This window comes from Streptomyces sp. 4F14, assembly GCF_048159485.1.
GTDB lineage: Bacteria > Actinomycetota > Actinomycetes > Streptomycetales > Streptomycetaceae > Streptomyces.
The window spans coordinates 87,730-104,220 of record NZ_JBLRVY010000008.1; the positions used below are offsets into that span (position 1 = coordinate 87,730).

General features: G+C 70.2%; 11 protein-coding genes. 7 read left to right on the forward strand and 4 right to left on the reverse strand.

Annotated features, from left to right (window positions below; genetic code table 11):
• The first annotated feature begins 147 nt into the window (after nucleotides 1-147).
• From ACLZOT_RS15740 to ACLZOT_RS15755, 4 genes are read left to right on the forward strand one after another with little or no spacing between them, the layout of a single operon-like run.
• Nucleotides 148-1,758 (forward strand): ABC transporter substrate-binding protein, encoded by a 1,611-nt coding sequence (locus tag ACLZOT_RS15740; RefSeq protein ID WP_416969514.1) that lies wholly within the window; start codon nucleotides 148-150, stop codon nucleotides 1,756-1,758.
• A gap of 4 nt (nucleotides 1,759-1,762) precedes the next feature.
• Nucleotides 1,763-2,722 carry an ABC transporter permease gene (locus tag ACLZOT_RS15745; RefSeq protein ID WP_416969515.1) on the forward strand — a complete coding sequence of 320 codons (960 nt, stop codon included), beginning with the start codon at nucleotides 1,763-1,765 and terminating at the stop codon, nucleotides 2,720-2,722.
• A complete protein-coding gene (locus ACLZOT_RS15750; protein WP_416969516.1) occupies nucleotides 2,719-3,597 on the forward strand; it encodes an ABC transporter permease in 879 nt (292 codons plus the stop codon). Before ACLZOT_RS15745 ends, ACLZOT_RS15750 begins: the two co-directional genes overlap by 4 nt.
• 34 nt (nucleotides 3,598-3,631) lie before the next feature.
• On the forward strand, nucleotides 3,632-5,245 hold the full coding sequence (locus ACLZOT_RS15755; RefSeq protein ID WP_416969517.1) for a dipeptide ABC transporter ATP-binding protein: 1,614 nt from the start codon (nucleotides 3,632-3,634) through the stop codon (nucleotides 5,243-5,245).
• 47 nt (nucleotides 5,246-5,292) lie between these two features.
• Here the strand turns inward: ACLZOT_RS15755 and ACLZOT_RS15760 are convergent, their stop codons facing one another.
• Genes ACLZOT_RS15760 through ACLZOT_RS15775 form a run of 4 tightly spaced genes read right to left on the reverse strand, consistent with a single transcriptional unit; the run spans nucleotide 5,293 to nucleotide 10,361 of the window.
• The gene (locus tag ACLZOT_RS15760; RefSeq protein WP_416969806.1) at nucleotides 5,293-7,179 is read right to left on the reverse strand and encodes a glycoside hydrolase family 127 protein; all 1,887 of its coding nucleotides are present in this window, start codon (nucleotides 7,177-7,179) and stop codon (nucleotides 5,293-5,295) included.
• Between the two features lie 55 nt (nucleotides 7,180-7,234).
• The gene (locus ACLZOT_RS15765; protein WP_416969518.1) at nucleotides 7,235-8,047 is read right to left on the reverse strand and encodes a carbohydrate ABC transporter permease; all 813 of its coding nucleotides are present in this window, start codon (nucleotides 8,045-8,047) and stop codon (nucleotides 7,235-7,237) included.
• The gene (locus tag ACLZOT_RS15770; protein WP_416969519.1) at nucleotides 8,044-8,991 is read right to left on the reverse strand and encodes a carbohydrate ABC transporter permease; all 948 of its coding nucleotides are present in this window, start codon (nucleotides 8,989-8,991) and stop codon (nucleotides 8,044-8,046) included. Before ACLZOT_RS15770 ends, ACLZOT_RS15765 begins: the two co-directional genes overlap by 4 nt.
• Before the next feature lie 50 nt (nucleotides 8,992-9,041).
• Entirely contained in the window at nucleotides 9,042-10,361 is a 1,320-nt protein-coding gene (locus tag ACLZOT_RS15775; RefSeq protein ID WP_416969520.1) for an ABC transporter substrate-binding protein, read from the reverse strand.
• A gap of 193 nt (nucleotides 10,362-10,554) precedes the next feature.
• On the opposite strand from ACLZOT_RS15775, the gene ACLZOT_RS15780 reads away from it, so the two are divergent.
• From ACLZOT_RS15780 to ACLZOT_RS15790, 3 genes are all read left to right on the forward strand, one after another.
• A complete protein-coding gene (locus tag ACLZOT_RS15780; protein ID WP_416969521.1) occupies nucleotides 10,555-11,583 on the forward strand; it encodes a LacI family DNA-binding transcriptional regulator in 1,029 nt (342 codons plus the stop codon).
• A 115-nt stretch (nucleotides 11,584-11,698) separates the two neighbouring features.
• Nucleotides 11,699-14,959 (forward strand): MGH1-like glycoside hydrolase domain-containing protein, encoded by a 3,261-nt coding sequence (locus tag ACLZOT_RS15785; protein ID WP_416969522.1) that lies wholly within the window; start codon nucleotides 11,699-11,701, stop codon nucleotides 14,957-14,959.
• Nucleotides 14,956-16,461 carry a family 43 glycosylhydrolase gene (locus ACLZOT_RS15790; protein ID WP_416969523.1) on the forward strand — a complete coding sequence of 502 codons (1,506 nt, stop codon included), beginning with the start codon at nucleotides 14,956-14,958 and terminating at the stop codon, nucleotides 16,459-16,461. Before ACLZOT_RS15785 ends, ACLZOT_RS15790 begins: the two co-directional genes overlap by 4 nt.
• Nucleotides 16,462-16,491 lie beyond the last annotated feature (30 nt).

A 16,491-nucleotide genomic window follows, 5' to 3' on the forward strand; every position in this document is an offset into this window, starting at 1 on the left:
GCTGACCGCGTTCCACGCCGCCGCCTGACCTCCCCCCCCTTTTTTCTTTCTTCCTTCACGCCTCCGCTCCCCCACCACCGGAGGTGCTCCCTCCGCGCGCCCTCCTGCTCTGCGGCGCGCGGTGACACGAACAGGAGACCCCGTCCCGTGACGGCTCAACTGCCTCTGCGCCCTGCCCGCTTCGCGGCTCTCGTGACCTCTTCCCTGCTGCTGGCCGCCTGCTCCTCGGGTTCCGACGGCACCACCGCCGGCGCGACCACGCCCCGCTCGGGCGGCACACTCACCTTCGCCGTCGGCTCCGACTCCGGCTGCGTCGACCCGCAGCAGGTGGGCAGCAACGACACGATCTACTCCGTACGGCAGCTCGTGGACTCGCTGACGGACCAGGACCCGAAGACCGGCAAGATCGTGCCGTGGCTCGCGAAGAGCTGGGAAGTCAGCCCGGACGCCCGGCAGTTCACGTTCCACCTGCGCCCCGGGGTCACCTTCAGCGACGGCTCCGCGCTGACCGCGCAGGTGGTGAAGGACAACTTCGACGCCGTCCCGAAGCTCGGCGCCCTCGGCACACTCGCACAGGGCTACCTGAGCGGCGTCGCGAGCACGACGGCCGTCGACCCGCTGACCGTACGGGTGACGTTCAAGGAGCCCAACGCCCAGTTCCTGCAAGCCACTTCGACGCATTCGCTGGGCATCGAGTCCTCGGCGAGCGTGCGGCTGAGCCCGCAGGAGAAGTGCAGCAAGGGGATCGTCGGCTCGGGGCCGTTCACGCTGGCGCGGTACGTGCAGAACCAGTCGGTGACGCTGGCCAAGCGCGCGAAGTACGCGTGGGGTTCGTCGCTGTGGGCCAAGCAGGGCGAGGCGTACCTCGACAAACTGGTGTTCAAGGTCGTGCCGGAGGCGGGGGTGCGCGCGGGGAGTCTCCAGTCCGGTCAGGTCGACGCGATCAGCAGCGTCGGCAAGGCCAACGAGGCGGCACTGCAAGGGGGTTCGGTGAACCTCCAGCGGCGGGCCAACCCGGGGGTGGTGTTCGGGCTGTCGCTGAACAACGCGCGGCCGCTGCTCAAGGACGTCCGGGTCCGGCAGGCGATCAGCGCGGCGATCGACCGGCGGCAGGTCGCCACGACCGTCTTCCCGACCGGCACGCAGCCCGCGACCAGCGTCCTCGCACACACCACACCCGGCTACGCCGACCAGGGCACGGGCCTCGCGTTCGACGCGGCGAAGGCCAAGTCCCTGCTGATCGCGGCTGGTTGGCAGGCGGGCGGGGACGGCATCCGCACGAAGGACGGCGCCAGGCTCAGCCTCGCCGTGAAGTGGTTCGCGAACTCGGCGACCAACCAGCCCGCCCTGGAGCTGATCCAGCAGCAGCTCAAGGAGGTCGGCATCGACGTCGTCCTCCAGCAGTTCCAGATCGCGCAGATCGCCCAGGTCCAGCAGTCCGGGGACTACGACGGCCTGTGGGGCAACGTCACCCGCGCCGACCCGGACATCCTGCGCACCTCGTTCTCCACGAAGCTCGCCAACTGGTCGCGGCTTCCGGCGACTTCGCTGGACACCCTGCTCACCGAGGCGGCGGCGACCACCGACCCGGCCAAGCGCGCCGGCCTCGTCGCCCAGGCGCAGAAGCTGATCGTCGGCAACGCCTACACCGTGCCCGTCGTCGAGCTCCAGACGCAGCTGGGCGTGGCGAAGAAGGTGCACGGCCTCGCCTTCGACGCCTCCAGCCGCATCGAGCTCCACGACACGTGGATCGGCTGACGGCATGCGCGGCTACGTACTCAGCCGGCTCGCCCAGGCGGTGGGCGTGCTGTGGGCGGCGTTCACGGTGTCGTTCGTGATCCTCTACTACCTGCCGGGCGACCCGGTCTCGGCGATGGCCGGGGCCGGCGCGGACTCGGCGCAGCTCGACCCGGCCCAACTCGCCGCGCTGCGCCGCGAGTACGGCTTCGACAAGCCGCTGCTCGCCCAGTACGCGGACGCGTTGGGGCGGGCGGTGCGCGGCGACTTCGGGGACGCGATCTCCACCGGCCGACCGGTGAGTTCGACGATCGCCGACGCGCTGCCGCAGACCCTGCAACTCACCTCGCTGGCCCTGCTGCTGGCGGTGGCCGGCGGGGGCGGGCTCGCGGTCCTCGCGACGTACACGCGGGCGCGCTGGCTGCGGCAGACGCTGCTGTCGCTGCCGCCGCTCGGGGTGTCGGTGCCGACGTTCTGGGTCGGGCTGGTCCTGGTCGAGCTGTTCTCGTTCCGGCTGCGCTGGTTCCCGGCGTTCGGCAACGACGGGCTGGACGGGCTGGTCCTGCCCGCCGTCACCCTCGCCGTGCCGACGGGCGCGCTGGTCGCGCAGGTGCTGGCGAAGAGCCTGCTCACGGCGCTCGACCAGGCGTACGTGGAGACGGCCCGTGCGAAGGGCGCCGGGCGGTGGCGGATCCATCTGCGGCACGCGCTGCGCAACGCGTCGCTGCCCGCGCTGACCGTCGTGGGGCTGCTCGTCGGGCAGCTCGTCGCCGGGTCCGTCGTCGTGGAGACAGTGTTCTCGCGCGACGGGCTCGGGCGGGTGACGGCCGCCGCGGTCACCGCGCAGGACATCCCGCTGGTCCAGGGGGTCGTCGTGTTCGGGGCGCTGGTGTTCGTGCTGGCGAACCTCCTCGTCGATCTCGTCTACCCCCTCCTCGACCCCCGGATCGTCGTCGCTTCGAGCCGGAAGGCGGTGCCCGCGTGAGTCAGGCGGTCCTGGAGAGAGTCGACGAGGCGCCGGCCGGGCCCGCGCCCGAACCCCGGCGCGTGGCACGGTTCTTGGTACGCCGGCCCGGTCTGGTCGTGTCGGGTGTCGTCGTCGTGCTGGTGGTGCTGGCCGCGTTCTGGCCGGACCTGTTCACGTCCAAGGACCCTCTGAAAGGGGTCCCTTCGGAGAACTTCCGCGGGCCGAGCGCCCAGCACTGGTTCGGGACCGACGAGTTGGGGCGTGACGTGTTCTCCCGGGTCGTGCACGGCGCCCAGTTGTCCCTGAAGGGCACGCTCGTCGCGGTGGGCGTCGCGTTCGTCGTCGGCGGGCTGCTGGGGCTGCTCGCCGGGTTCGTCGGGCGGTGGGTGGACGACGTCCTGATGCGGGTCGTCGACGTCCTGCTGTCGATCCCGGCGCTGTTCCTGTCGCTGGCGCTGGTCACCGCGCTCGGCTACGGCACGGTGAAGGTCGCTGTCGCCGTCGGCATCGCGAGCGTCGCGCCGTTCGCGCGGGTGACCCGGGCGGAGGTGCTGCGGGTGAGGCAGGCGGTGTACGTCGAGGCCGCGCACGCGTCCGGGGCGCGCTGGTACTCCGTCCTGGGCCGGCATGTCGTACCCAACTCCGCGGGGCCGGTGATCGTGCTGGCGACCATCGAGCTGGGCAGCGCGATCCTCGCCGTGTCCGCGCTCAGCTTCCTGGGGTACGGGGCTCCGCCGCCGGCGCCGGAGTGGGGGACGTTGATCTCCGACGGGCGCAACTACCTCGCGAACGCGTGGTGGTTGACGGTGCTGCCGGGGGTGGTGATCGCGGCAGCGGTGCTGTCGACGAACCGGATCGCGCGGGCGCTGGACGACGAGTGGGGGCGGGCGTGAACGTTGCCTTTTTTCATCAGACTTGGGGTCTGGCATGAGCGCTGAGCCAATTCTTGAGATTCGCGGCCTGACCGTCTCGTACGGCACCCGTACCGGCGCCCGCGTCCCCGCCGTACGCGGCGTCGACCTCGACGTCCACGCCGGGGAGATCACCGCCGTGGTCGGCGAGTCGGGGTCCGGCAAGAGCACGACCGCGCACGCGGTCACCCGGCTGCTCGCGGCGAACGGGCGGATCGACGCGGGCACGGTCCGCTTCGGCCGGCACGACCTGACCGCCCTGTCCGAACCGGAGTTGCGCACGATCCGCGGCGCCCGGATCGGCCTCGTCCCGCAGGACCCGACGGTCTCGCTGAACCCGGTCAAGCGCATCGGCGAGCAGGTCGCGGAGGTGCTGCGCATCCACGGCCTCGCGACCCGGCGTACGGCGCCCCGCGACGCGGTCGGCATCCTCGCGCAGGCGGGGCTGCCCGAACCGGCCGTGCGCGCCCGGCAGTACCCGCACGAACTCTCCGGCGGCATGCGCCAGCGCGCCCTGATCGCCGTCGCCATCGCCGCCCGCCCGGAGCTGATCATCGCGGACGAGCCGACGAGCGCGCTGGACGTGACCGTGCAGCGCGTCATCCTCGACCACCTCCAGCACCTCACGCGGGAGACGGGCACGGCGATCCTCCTCGTCACCCACGACCTGGGCGTGGCGGCCGACCGGGCGCAGCGGCTGGTCGTCATGTCCGAGGGCAGGGTGGTCGAAGCGGGCCCGACCCGCGAGGTCCTGACGGACCCTCAACACGCCTACACGCGCGGCCTGCTGGCGAGCGCCCCGAGCCTCGCCGAGGCCCGCCCCCGACCGGCGCCGCCCGTCGTCTCCCCGACCCCGCTGCTCGAACTCCGGGGCGTGGCCAAGGAGTTCAGGCTCCCGGGCGGTACGGCTCTGCGCGCGGTGGACGACGTCAGCCTCACCCTGCACCGGGGCCGCACCCTCGCCCTGGTCGGCGAGTCCGGCTCCGGCAAGTCGACGACCGCCCGCCTGGCGCTGCGCCTCACGGACGCCTCGGCCGGGAGGATCCTGTTCGACGGCACCGACGTGACGGCGGCACGCGGTGCGCGGACCCGTGAACTCCGGCGCCGGGCACAGCTCGTGTACCAGAACCCGTACGCCTCGCTGGACCCGCGCTTCTCGATCGGCGAGACGGTCACCGAGCCGCTGCGGGCGTTCAGGGTCGGCGACCGCGCGGGGCGGCTCGCGCGGGCCCGGGAGTTGCTGGAGCGGGTCGCGCTCCCGGCGGCGTACCTGGAGCGGCGTCCGGCGGAGCTGTCCGGCGGTCAGCGCCAACGCGTCGCGATCGCACGGGCGTTGGCGCTCTCGCCGGACCTGGTCGTGTGCGACGAGCCGGTGTCCGCGCTGGACGTGTCCGTGCAGGCACAGGTCCTGGAGCTGCTCGCGGAGTTGCAGGCCGACACGGGGGTCGCGTACCTGTTCATCTCGCACGACCTGGCCGTGGTCCGGCAGATCGCGCACGAGGTCGCCGTCATGCGGTCGGGCCGGGTCGTCGAGTCGGGCACGGCTCAGGACCTGTTCGCCCGGCCCGCGCACGCGTACACCCGCGAGCTGCTCGCGGCGATCCCCGGACACCGGGTGACCGCCGGCTGACGGGCGCCGCGCGCAGAAGGCCGTGATCGTTGTGGGCGCGTCCGATCTCACCCTTCCGTCGGGACCCACACCCTCATCGTCGACGGCCCCCGGTTCGCCCACGAGTGGTACGGCACGAGGACGATGCCGGTCGGCCGGGGTTCAGGGGTGGGCGGTGCCTCGTCGAGTGGTCGGTACGGCCAGTGCTCCCCGGCGTCCGGCGCCGTGACCGAGCCGGGGGCTACGACCGTGTTGCCGGGACCGTCCTCAAGGGGGCCGCGCGGGTCGACCCGTACGGTGTCGACGTCCCTGTCCCCGGGCAGGTCGACGGACTCCGCGCAGTACACGACGGGTCCTCGCTGGACGGCGACCGTGCCGCGTACCGAGTCGATGCGGGGGTCGGGGGCGATCCAGCGGGGGGTCACCGGGAGGGTGAGGGTGATCTCGTCGCCGGGGCGGAACGCGCGGGTCACCGTGGCCGTGCCCGGGGTCACGGGCCGGCGGGTTCCGGTGGGGTCCGTGAGCCAGGCGGTGGCGCCGCGCGCCCAGTCGGGGACGCGGAGGGAGAGGGTCCAGGGGCGGGGCGGGGTGCGGTCGACGGTGACGGTGACCGTCCCGTCGTAGGGGTAGTCGGTGCGGATGCGCAGGGCGTACTCACCGGTGGTGATCTCCGCGTCGGCGTACTGGTGGAGCTGGATGCCGTGGTCGTCGGTGGTGGCGAGCTGGGTGGGGAGGGCGGCGAGGGTGCGGGCGACGTTCGTGGGGCAGCAGGAGACGGCGAACCAGGGGGCGCGCAGGCTGGATTGGGCGCGCGGGCTCTCCTGGTCGGGGGCGGGGACCGTGCCCCGGGTGCGGCGGTGGAGGGTGTTGGCGTAGAAGAAGGAGCGGCCGTCCCGGGAGGGGGAGGTGGCGACGACGTTGAAGAGGGTGCGTTCGGCGAGGTCCGCGTAGCGCGGGTTTCCGGTGGCGAGGAGGAGGCGCCAGGCGAGCATGGTGGAGGCCACGCCGGCGCAGGTCTCGGAGTAGGCGCGGTCGGGGGGCAGGACGTGGTCGTCGCCGAAGGCTTCGTCGCGGTGGTGGGAGCCCATGCCGCCGGTGAGATAGGTGCGGCGGGCGACGGTGTTCTCCCACTGGTGTTCCACGGCCGTCAGGAGCGCGGAGTCACCGGTCTCGACGGCGACGTCGACCGCGCCGGCGGCGAGGTAGAGCGCGCGTACGGCGTGGCCCCGGAACACGGTCGCCTCGCGGACGGGTACGTCGTCCTGGAAGTACGCGCGGCCGAACTCGCCGTCCTCCAGCGTGTGTTGCCCCCGGCGTTCGACGAACAGGGCGGCCTGGTCCAGATATCGCTGGTCGCCGGTCGTGCGGAAGAGTTCGACGAGGGCGGTCTCGATCTCGGGGTGCCCGCAGATCCCGTCCCGCGCCTGTTTGCCGAAGGCCGTGCACACGTGGTCGGCGGCCCGGCGGGCGATCTTCGCGAGTTCGCCCTCGCCGCGGGCCCGGGTCTGGGCGACGCCGGCCTGGATCAAGTGGCCGTAGCAGTACAGCTCGTGGCCCCAGGCGAGGTCGCTGTAGCGGGGCTGCTGGCCGGGGCGGCCGTACGCGGTGCCGAGGTAGCCGTCGGGTTCCTGGGCGAGGGCGACGGCCTCGGTGAGGGCGGCGATCTCGGGGTCGCGGTCGCCGTCCCAGGCCATGGCCTCCAGGAGTTTGTAGACGTCGGAGTCGGCGAACTCCCGTCCCCTGCGGTCGTGTCGGATGCGGCCCTCGGCGGCGGCGCGGAAGTTGCCGATCCAGCCGACGCGTTCCATCCAGTACCGGCAGTGGTCGAGGGTGGCGGTCGCGTTGGTCCGCCTGCGTCCGGCCCAGAACCCGCCGGTGATCCTGACCTCGCCGAGTCCGAGGGGCCGCAACCGGCCCCGGCTGGGTACGACCGGCGTCGCGCGGGGGCCCGCCATGTTGTCCGTCACCAGTTCAAGCCTTCCGGTCGTCGAAACCAGTGGAAAGTAGGGCTCATCCCTTGAGCGCGCCCGACATGAACCCACGCACGTAATGCCGTTGCAGCAGCAGGAACAGCAGCAGGCACGGCATCGCGAGCACCACGACGCCCGCCTCGGTCGCGCCGTAGTCCACCGCGCCCATGCTCTGCTGGCGCAGGTTCGCGACGGCCAGCGGCAGCGGTGCCTTCTCGCTGTCGGAGATCAGGATCAGCGGGGCGATGAAGTCGTTCCAGGCGGCGAGGAACGCGAAGAGTCCGACGGTGATGAGCCCCGGCCGCACGGCGGGCAGCAGGATCCGGCGCAGTGCGCCCGCCGTCCCGCAGCCGTCGACCAGCGCCGATTCCTCCAGTTCGCGCGGCACGGACTCGAAGGAGATCCGCATCATGAAGGTGGCGAACGGGAGTTGGAACATCGCGAGCACCAGGCTCAGCCCGATCAGCGAGTTCTGGAGGTGGAGGCGGCCGAGGAGGACGTACAGCGGGATGAGGAGGGTCGCGTACGGCACCATCAGGATCGCCAGCGTCACCAGGAACAGCAGGTTCTTGCCGGGGAACCGGAAGCGGGCGAAGGCGTATCCGCCGAGCAGGGAGACGCCGAGGGTGAGGGCGACCGTGAGGATGGAGACGAGGGTGCTGTTGAGGAAGTACTGCCACAGTCCGGCGTCGTAGTCGAGGAGGGTGCGGTAGTTGCCGAGACCGTATCCGGACTCCTGCGCGGTGCCGGGCTGGGGGCTGACCGACGCCCAGGTGTTCCACAGCAGCGGGAACAGGAAGATGACGGCGAGGCCGCCGGCGACGACGTAGTACGGCGTGCGTGTCCCTTTCACGCGTCCTCCCTTCGCAGGCCCCGGAACTGGAAGGCGTTCAGCAGGAGCAGTGCGGCCAGCACGATGATGGAAAGGGCCGCCGCCGTACCGAGGTTGAGCTTCTGGAACGCCTCGCGGTAGATCAACTGGACGACGGTGACGGTGCTGTTGTCGGGGCCGCCCTTGGTGAGGACGAAGAACTGGTCGAAGGCGAGCAGGGATCCGGTGACGCACAGGAGCAACGACAGGGCCAGCGAGGGCCGCAGCAGGGGCAGGGTGATCGAGCGGAAGATCTGCGCGCGGCTCGCGCCGTCCATGCGGGCCGCCTCGTACAGCTCGTGCGGGATGCGCTGGAGTCCGACGAGCAGGATGAGCATGTAGAACCCGGCGAACTTCCACACGACGAGGAACACCGTCGACCAGAGGGCGGCCGTGGACGAGCCGAGGAAGGAGACGGGGTCGTCGACGAGGCCGAGTTTTTCCAGGATCTTGCTCAGCGGCCCGGTGTTGGGGCTGTACAGCCCCCAGAACAGCAGGGACGCGGAGGTCAGTCCGAGGGCGCCGGGCAGGAAGTAGACCGTGCGGAAGAACCCGGCGCCGGGGCGGGACTCCTGGACCAACAGGGCGAGCAGCAGGGCGAGTCCGAGGAGGACGACGGTGACGACGGCCGTGTAGAGGAGGGTGAAGCGGACGGCGGGCCAGAAGAGGGAGCTGTCGGTGACGTCGGTGAAGTTCTCGGGTGCGTTGCCGCCCCGGTCCCCGGCGAGCAACGGCCAGTCGCTCAGGGACATCTGGGCGACGAGGACGAGCGGGAAGAGGAAGAAGACGGCGACGAAGAGGGCGGTGGGGGTGGCGTACCCGATACCCTGCGCGGTGCGGGTGCGCCACCAGCGGCGGGTGCGGGGCGGCTTTGGTGCGGCGGACGGATGCGGGGCCGCCGTCCGCTCAACTGCCTTGACCTGCAAGGGATCCCCTCCCTGATCGGGTCGGTCGACCGGCGACGCGATCGGGCCGGTCAGTCGGCCAGCGACGCGGAGACCTCCTTGTTGTCCTTGTCGATCCCGCTCCCGTCCCCGAAGACGGCGTCCCGCATGAGCTTCAGCCAGGGCCCGTTGGGGTCGTTGAAGGTCTGCCCGAACTTGAGCGCGTAGGGCGTACGGCCCTCCCCCACCAGCTGGTTGATGGTGACCAGGCGCGGGTCGGCGGCCGAGTACTTGTTGGACGCGAGGTCGGTGCGCGCGACGACGTCCTTGTGCGCGGCGACCACGTTCACCTGGGCGTCGTCGCCGAGGGTCCAGGCGAGGAAGTTCCATGCCTGGTCGGCGTTCTTGCTGGTGGCGGCGATGCCGATGGCGTCCCCGCCGACGAACGTGGACTTGCCGCCGTCGGGTCCGGGGATGGGGGCGACGCCGAGGTCGAGGTTCTTCGGCATGAGGCCGAGGGTCGTCGAGGGCATCGGCATGACGCCGACCTTGCCCTTGGGGAAGACGCCGGTCCAGGTCGTGCCGGTCTCCTCCTTGGCGCCGGGCGCGAGGATGCCGTCCTTCACCCAGCCCCGGTAGACGTCGTACACCTTCTTCGCGGTCGGCGAGTCGAGGGTGGCGGCGGTGCCGTCGTCGTTCAACACCTCTTGTCCCGCCGCCCAGATGGAGGGCCACCAGGTGAAGACGCCGCAGCCGCCGCAGTTGCCGCCGAAGAAGGTGCCGTTCACACCGCCGCCCAACGCGTTGACGGCACGCGCCTGTCGGTCCCACTCGGCGAGGGTCGTGGGCGGCTTCTCGGGGTCCAACTTGGCTTGCTTGTAGAGGGACTTGTTGTAGAAGAGGACGGAGAGGTCGAGGGTGTGGGGGACGACGTACTTCTTGCCGTCGTGCGTCCCGGCCTTGATGTGCGACTGGGCGAGCTTGGCGGCGAACGGCAGGGCGTCGATGCGGGAGGTCAGGTCGGCGAACAGGCCGCTGGACGTGTAGTTGGGCACGAACACGACGTCCGAGGCGAACAGGTCGGGCAGTTCGCGCGAGCCGGCCGCCGCGCCGACCTTGGCCTGGTAGTCGTCGGTGGGGACGACGGTCAGCTCGACCTTGTTCTTGTGGCTCTCGTTGTACGCCTTGACCAGGGCCTCGCTCTGCGGGCGGGTCGCGGCGCGCGTCCACATCGTGAGTTTCGCGCCGTCGTCGACGCCGGTGGCGCCGCCGGAGGACGCACCCCCGCCCCCGCTCCCGTCCTTGCCGTCGCCGTCGTCCGACGAGCCGCAGGCCGTGGCCAGGCTCGCGGCGGCGAGGAGTGCCACCGCCCCGCTGACGAGTCGGCGTACACGTCCGGTGGTGCTCCTCATGTCGATCCCCCAGTCGCGCGGAAACGAACCGAAAAGGCTTTCAGAAAGCTAGGGCGGGCCTGATGGCTCGTCAATCCCCCTGTACGACACGGTTCTTGTCCGATTGCCGAAACCCCTGGAAACGTCCATCTCGCGGCCTTGCCGAAAGCGACTCGCGTACCGTTTACGCACGCGACGCGAGAAGGAGACCCCCATGAACCCGGCCCCCGGCCCCGCTCGTTCGCAGCCCGCGACCCTCGGTGACGTCGCCCGGCTGGCGGGCGTGTCCATCGCGACCGCCTCCAAGGCGCTGAACGGCCGCAGCCAGGTCCGCGCGGAGACCCGGCAGCGAGTGATCGAGGCGGCGCAGCGGCTCGCGTTCCGCCCCAACCAGCTGGCCCGGGGCCTGCTGGAGGGCCGCTCGGGCACGGTCGGCCTGCTCACCAGCGACCTGGAGGGCCGGTTCAGCATCCCGATCCTGATGGGCGCGGAGGACGCGTTCGGCGCGGGCGAGGTCGCGGTGTTCCTGTGCGACGCGCGGGGCGACGCGATCCGTGAACAGCACCATGTGCGCGCCCTGTTGGGGCGGCGGGTGGACGGGCTGATCGTGGTGGGCAGCCGTACCGACCCGCGCCCCTCGCTCGGCCGGAACCTGCCGGTGCCGGTGGTGTACGCGTACGCCCCCTCGGAGGATCCCGAGGATCTGTCGCTGGTCCCGGACAACGTGGACGCCGGCCGGATCGCCGTCGCCCATCTGCTGGCCTGCGGGCGGACCAGGATCGCGCACATCACCGGCGACCCCGGGTACGCCGCCGCGCACGACCGGGTGGCGGGGGCGCGCTCCGCGCTGGCGGACGCCGGGCTCGATCTGGTCGGTGAGCCACGGTTCGGGGCGTGGTCGGAGGGGTGGGGGCGGGCGGCGACCGTGCTGCTCCTCGACCAACACCCCGATGTCGACGCGGTGTTGTGCGGGAGCGATCAGATCGCGCGGGGTGTCATCGACGTGTTGCGGGAGCGGGGGCGGCGGGTGCCGGAGGACGTTTCGGTGATGGGGTTCGACAACTGGCAGGTACTGACGGCCGCTTCACGCCCGCCGCTGACAAGCGTGGACATGAATCTGGAGCAGGTGGGGAGGGCGGCGGCGCACGCGCTGTCGGGGGCGATCGAGGGGGCGCGGCAGTCGGGGGTGGAGACCGTACGGTGCCGGGTCGTGATCCGGGGGTCGACGGCCGCCCTGTCCTGACGTGAAACCGGCTTTCCCCGCAGTCCCTTGACAGCTCGTCAGCTCACTCCTACTTTGCGAAAACCTTTTAGGTCCCTTTCCGTGCCTCTCGTCACCCCCACCCAGGGAGCCTCCGATGAGAAGACCGCACGCCCTGCTTCTCGCGTTGCTGCTCATGCTCTGTCCGTTCCTCGTCGCGCCCCCGGCCCACGCGTCGCAGACGATCGGTTTCCCCACCTTCAACGGGCCCGCGATCCCGAACCCGCCGGTCGGCTACACGACCGGCGACATGATGAAGTCCGTGTACGACGCGGAGAGTTCGGGCACCGACTTCTGGATGGACCGCCTCCTCGCCCGCACCGGCGACGACCCGGCGGGCCCCTGGCTGATGAGCCGTGGCCGGGCCCTGTTCATGAAGACCCACACTCCGGGCACGCTCGGTTTCGGCGGCCAGGTCGCCTACTGGGAGAGCATCAGCAACAACAACGCCTACACGGTCGCGATCACCCCCGGCACGTTCACCGAACAGGTCGCCCAGCGCCGCCAGGTGCCCAGCCACTGGCGCAGCGTCCACACCAGCGGTTCGACGACGGTCACGCAGACCAAGTTCATCACCGACAACAACGTCGCCGTGACGAACCTCGCGATCAAGAACAACGGCACCGCGTCGACGACGCTCCAACTCCGCGCCACGTCCCCGTACGCGACGACCGGCAGCGGCAGTGAACTCACCGGCCAGGTCAACGCGTACAACAACCTCACGACCATCCGACCCCGCCTGACCGGCGACGGGTTCACCGTCTCCAGCGGCGGCCTGAACCGCTCGGTGACCGTCGCGGCCGGCGCGACGACGACCGTGAAGGTCGTGATGGGCTTCGTCACCGACGAGATCCCGGCCTCGCTGAGCGAGTACAACGCCTACGCCGGATACACGGCGGACACCGCGTTCGCGACGCACGTGCGCGCCTACAACCAGTGGTGGGCGAAGAACGTGCCCTACATCGACGTACCCGAACCGGCGATCAAGAAGAACATCTACTACCGCTGGTGGCTGATGCGCTTCAACAACCTGGACGCCGACATCCCGGGCCAGACCTTCCAGTTCCCGACGTCCACCGAGGGCGTCCTCGGCTACAACAACGCGATCGCGCTGACCCAGCCGATGCACATCGACGACCTCAAGTACCTGCGGGATCCGGCCTATTCGTACGGTGACTGGCTGAGCGTCGGACAGGTCTCCAAGGGCGGACGGTTCCTGGACAACCCGGGCGACCCGGAGAACTGGTCCAACAGCTACACGCAGTACACCGCCGAGGCGGCGTGGCGCAGTTACCAGCTCCACGGCGGCCAGCCGGGCATCGCGGCGAACCTCGCGCACTACGCCGAGGGCGACGTGAAGGGCCAACTCGCCTACTACGACCACGACAACAACAAGCTCATCGAGTACGACTGGGGCGCGCTGACCGGCAACGACGCGGACGCCGTCTCCTTCCACTGGAAGCCCGGCAACATGGACCGCGCCGAGTCCGCCTACCAGTACAGCGGCGCGCTGGCCGCCGCGCAGGCGTACGACGCGATCGGCAACACCGCCAAGGCCGCCGAGATGCGCACCCTGGCGAACCAGATCAAGGACGCCATCGTCAACGTCCTGTGGAACCCCAGCCGCCAGCTCTTCGAGCACCGGCTCAAGTCCACCAACGAATGGGTGCCGTGGAAGGAGATCAACAACTACTACCCGTTCTCGGTCGGCGCGGTCCCCAACACGGCGACCTACCGGCAGGCACTGCGCCTGTACGACGACCCCGCGCAGTACCCGGTGTTCCCGTTCTACACCGCGAACCAGGTCGACAAGCAGGCGGCGGCCGAGGCAGGCGAGCCCGGCTCCAACAACTTCTCGACCATCAACTCCACGGTCCAGTTCCGGCTGTACTCCTCCGTCCTGCGCAACTACCCCAACTCGTGGATGAACGCGACGGACTACAAGAAGCTCCTGTACTGGAACACGTGGGCGCAGTACGTGAACGGCAACACGCAGTGGCCGGACGCGAACGAGTTCTGGGCGGACTGGAACGGCAGCGCGATCACCTACCGTTCCTGGATCCACCACAACATCCTCGGCAGCAGCAACTGGACGGTCGTCGAGGACGTGGCGGGTCTGCGTCCGCGCAACGACGCGAAGGTCGAGCTGTCGCCGATCGACATCGGCTGGTCGCACTTCACGGTCAACAACGTCCGTTACCGGGGCGCCGACCTGACAATCGTCTGGGACGACCCGTCCGACGGCGTGGTCCGCTATCCGGGAGTCCCCGAGGGGTACTCGATCTTCATCAACGGCAGCCGGGTGGCGACCGTGAACTCGCTGGTGCCGTTCACGTGGGACCCGGCGACCGGTGACGTCACGACGAGCGGAACGGTCGGCTACCACACGGCGGTTGCGGGCCTGAAGGCACCGAACCAGGTCGTGCAGGACAGCCCCCGGATGACCGACATGCTCGCGAAGGCGGGCGTCGACCTGACGGCCGACCTCACCAACCTCGCCTCGGGCGCGACCACTTCGGCCTCCTACACCGGCTCCGGCAGCGCGACGTCCGGCGCGGTCGACGGGTATCCCACCAACGAACCCTTCTGGGGCGCGGGCGGCTCCCCGAACGCGCAGGACTGGTACGAGCTGAACCTCGGGACGTCCCGCACGCTCAACGAGGTGCGCCTGTACTTCAAGGACAGCCGTCCGGCGAGCGGGACCTACCGGGCGCCGTCGGCGTACACCATCCAGTACTACAACGGCAGTTCGTGGGTGGACGTGCCGAGCCAGACGAAGAGTCCCTCGGTGCCGCGCGCCAACTACAACCTGGTGACCTTCCCGGCGGTGAACGCCCAGCGCGTCCGGGTGCTCGCGACCAACGCGTCCGGGGCGAAGACCGGGCTCACGGAGGTGAAGGTGTTCAACCGGGGCGGCGTCCAACCGCCCTCCAACCAGGCGCTGTCGGCGACCGCCTCCGCGTCGTACACGTCGTCCTGGGAGAGCGTCGCCGCCGTCAACGACGGGATCGATCCGCCCTCGTCGAACGACACGGTGAACCCGCGCTGGGGCACCTGGCCCGAAACCGGCCAGCAGTGGGCCGAGTTGACGTGGCCGACCGCGCGGACCGTGAACTCGGCGGACGTGTACTTCTTCGACGACGACCAGGGCATCGACATGCCGTCGGCCTGGAAACTCCAGTACTGGAACGGCAGTTCGTACGCCGACGTGCCGGGGGCGAGCGCGTACCCGCTCGCGAAGAACCAGTACAACCACGTGACGTTCACCGCCACGAACACCAGCCGGCTACGGGTGCTGCTGACCAGTACCGGCACGAGTTCGGTCGGCCTTCTCGAAGCGAAGGTGTACGGGCCATGACCAGATCCGCCCTGTCCAGATGCAGAGCGCTCCTGGCGCTCCTCACGCTCGCGGTCGCCTTCCTCGTGGTGCCACAGCAATCCGCGTCGGCCGCCGTGGCCTTCACCTCCACAGGCGTCAACCAGAACGGCGGCAACTGCCTCGACCTGCCGGGGAGTTCGACGACGAACGGGGCCCAGCTCAGGGCGTTCGCCTGTTCGTCGGGGGCCAACCAGAGCTTCACCTACACGCCGGTCGCGGGGACGAGCGACGTCTACACCGTCACCGCGCAGTCCGGGCAGTGCGTGGACGTGTACGGGGCGTCGACCGCCGACAACGCGGCCGTCATCCAGTGGCCGTGCCATGGCGGGACCAACCAGCAGTGGCGGCTGACGCCGGTGACCGTCGGCGGGACCGACAAGACGTTCAACCTCGTGTCGGTGGGGTCGGGCAAGTGTGTGACGCCCAGCGGGGGTTCGTCGGCGCCCAACACCAACCTCGTGCAGTTGCCGTGCGGTTCGACGGCGGGGCGGGTGTGGCGGCTGCCCGGCTTCAGCGGGGGCGGGACCACGCCGGGGACCTTCACCAACCCGCTCAAGCAGCAGGGTCCCGACCCGTGGATGACGTACTACAACGGCAACTACTACCTGGCGACGACGACGTGGAACTCGACGATCACCATGCGCAAGTCGCCGACCCTCGCCGGCCTCGCGACCGCCTCCGACCAGGTCGTCTTCAACCTGACCCGCCCCAACGGCGCCGGGACGATGTGGGCGCCGGAGTTCCATCTCCTCAACGGCCCGAGCGGCCAGCGCTGGTACTTCTACTACACGGCCGGGCGTGAACCCTTCGACCTCGGCACCCAGCGCATCCACGTCCTGGAGAGCGCGGGCCTGGACCCGATGGGCCCGTACACGTTCAAGGCGGACCTGCTGGACCCGTCCCAGGACAACACCTGGGAACTGGACCCCGGGATCCTCCAACTCAACGGCCAGCTCTACCTGTTGGGCACGTTCTACAACGGCTCCCAGCCCATGTTCATCCGCCCCCTCTCCAACCCCTGGACGGCGAGCGGCACCCGCCGCATCCTCTCCACGCCGACCTACAGCTGGGAGACGGTCGGCGGCGCGGTGAACGAGGGCGCGGAAGTCCTGCAACGCAACGGCAAGACCTTCATCATCTACTCGGCAAGCCACTGCTCCACCCCCGACTACAAACTCGGCATGCTCACCTACAACGGAGGCGACCCCCTCAACTCCTCCTCCTGGACAAAATCCCCCAACCCCGTCTTCCAGCGCTCCAACGCGAACGGCGTCTACGGCCCCGGCCACAACGGCTTCTTCAAGTCCCCGGACGGCACAGAGGACTGGATGGTCTACCACGCCAACAGCTCACCGAACGGCGGCTGCGACATGAACCGCTCGACCCGGGCCCAGAAGTTCACGTGGAACACGGACGGCACCCCGAACTTCGGTACGCCGGTACCTCTGGGAGCACCCCAGACGGCGCCGTCGGGCGAGTGACGCGGTGAGTCATGGGTCTCCCCCTGTCAG

Coding starts and splice junctions, on each gene's coding strand:
- ACLZOT_RS15745 (WP_416969515.1), top strand. CDS start 1,763: ATGCGCGGCTACGTACTCAGCCGGCTCGCCCAGGCGGTGGGCGTGCTG.
- ACLZOT_RS15755 (WP_416969517.1), top strand. CDS start 3,632: ATGAGCGCTGAGCCAATTCTTGAGATTCGCGGCCTGACCGTCTCGTAC.
- ACLZOT_RS15760 (WP_416969806.1), bottom strand. CDS start 7,179: ATGGCGGGCCCCCGCGCGACGCCGGTCGTACCCAGCCGGGGCCGGTTG.
- ACLZOT_RS15775 (WP_416969520.1), bottom strand. CDS start 10,361: ATGAGGAGCACCACCGGACGTGTACGCCGACTCGTCAGCGGGGCGGTG.
- ACLZOT_RS15780 (WP_416969521.1), top strand. CDS start 10,555: ATGAACCCGGCCCCCGGCCCCGCTCGTTCGCAGCCCGCGACCCTCGGT.
- ACLZOT_RS15785 (WP_416969522.1), top strand. CDS start 11,699: ATGAGAAGACCGCACGCCCTGCTTCTCGCGTTGCTGCTCATGCTCTGT.
- ACLZOT_RS15790 (WP_416969523.1), top strand. CDS start 14,956: ATGACCAGATCCGCCCTGTCCAGATGCAGAGCGCTCCTGGCGCTCCTC.